Raw genomic sequence first — 1319 nt, 5'->3', positions numbered from 1 at the left:
TTTTTTTATGCTCAAGAAAAAAAGGCGTTGGTTTCCACCAACACCAAAATTTATAGAACCACTAAAAAAAGGAACGCCGTAACGGGTTTGATCATCCGTTTCAGGGCGTTCCTTTTTTAGTTATTCTTCTGGATTTTCAGCGGGTTGATCCTGTGGGACATCGCTGCCGTCTGGATTTTCGTCAGTGCCGGCTTCGTTACTGCCGTCGCTTTGATCCGGGTTGTCTGGCACAGAGTCTGTTTCAGGCGCCGGTTCTGTGTGTTCCAGACGATAAACGACGATTTCGGCAGGGGAGAACAGGCGTACGTCCATGCGGGTGGTGCCGGTGCCGTTGCTGACGTCAAGGAGAATATCGTCAACCTGATGCTTGCCGCGGTAATATATCTCGGCATAATTCGCCCGGTAAAAGGTACCCAGCAGCGGAATGTAAACCTGACCGCCGTGGCTGTGGCCGGCTAGCATTAAATCCGTCTGATCCTGCGGCAGCCGCAGCACGGTATCCGGCGTATGGCACAGGGCGATCGTGAAGCTGTCCGGAGAGATGTTCTGGTATGCCGCTTCCGGATCCGGATTGCCCAGCATCTCGCTTTCCAAACCGACTAACGAGATCGACTGAGTGCCGCGGTTGCGGATTTTCACGGACTGATTGTTCAAGACTTCAAAACCCGCTTCAAATAACAAGTGGCTGACCATTTCCCCGCTGCTCTGCGATTCCAGATCATGGTTGCCCAGCACCGCAAATTTTCCCAGCGGCGCTTTCAACCGCGATAAAGCGTCGCGGATCGTATCCATCGCCTGATCGTCGGGCCATTGATTGGCAGGGTGATCGAATAAATCACCGCCGAACAGAATGACGTCTGCGCCGACGCTGTCAATTTTCTCGATCAGCGCTTCCAGCCGTGAATCGTCGACAAAGGCGTTATAATGTACATCGGAAAAAAATAAAATCTGAAGGCCGCTCAGGGCTTCAGGAATCTTTTCTGAACCGATCGTTTCCGTCCGGATCCGCACCCGCTTCGGCGCGATTTCCGTGGCGTCTAAATAAAGTACGCCCGCGCCGGCGATCAGAAGCAGAACGATCAAGGTTATTTTCAGGATTTTCTTCATGAGAACTCCTTTCGTCCTTCTATTTTATCATAAGCGGCCCTCAAAAAGAAGGTTCTATAAATTTTGGTGTTGGTGGAAACCAAAGCCTTTTTTTCTTGAGCATAAAAAAAGAGACATAGGTAAGAATTTCCGTTACAATAAAATCACCACAAATTACAGAAAGGAAATCTCACTATGTCCATTACTCATTCTATCGTATCTGTTCTCAATTT

Annotated in this window: 1 protein-coding gene; it reads right to left on the bottom strand. The window is 49.4% G+C overall.

What is annotated here, in order from left to right; translation table 11 throughout:
• Positions 1-120: 120 nt before the first annotated feature.
• Positions 121-1107 (bottom strand): metallophosphoesterase, encoded by a 987-nt coding sequence (locus I2G61_RS16245; RefSeq protein WP_072682801.1) that lies wholly within the window; start codon positions 1105-1107, stop codon positions 121-123.
• Positions 1108-1319: the final 212 nt, after the last annotated feature.

The organism is Holdemania sp. 1001095H_141210_F2 (assembly GCF_015558105.1).
Taxonomy (GTDB): domain Bacteria; phylum Bacillota_I; class Bacilli_A; order Erysipelotrichales; family Erysipelotrichaceae; genus Holdemania.
Note: the sequence above shows the minus strand (reverse complement) of the source record. Positions and strands in the feature narration are given on the sequence as shown.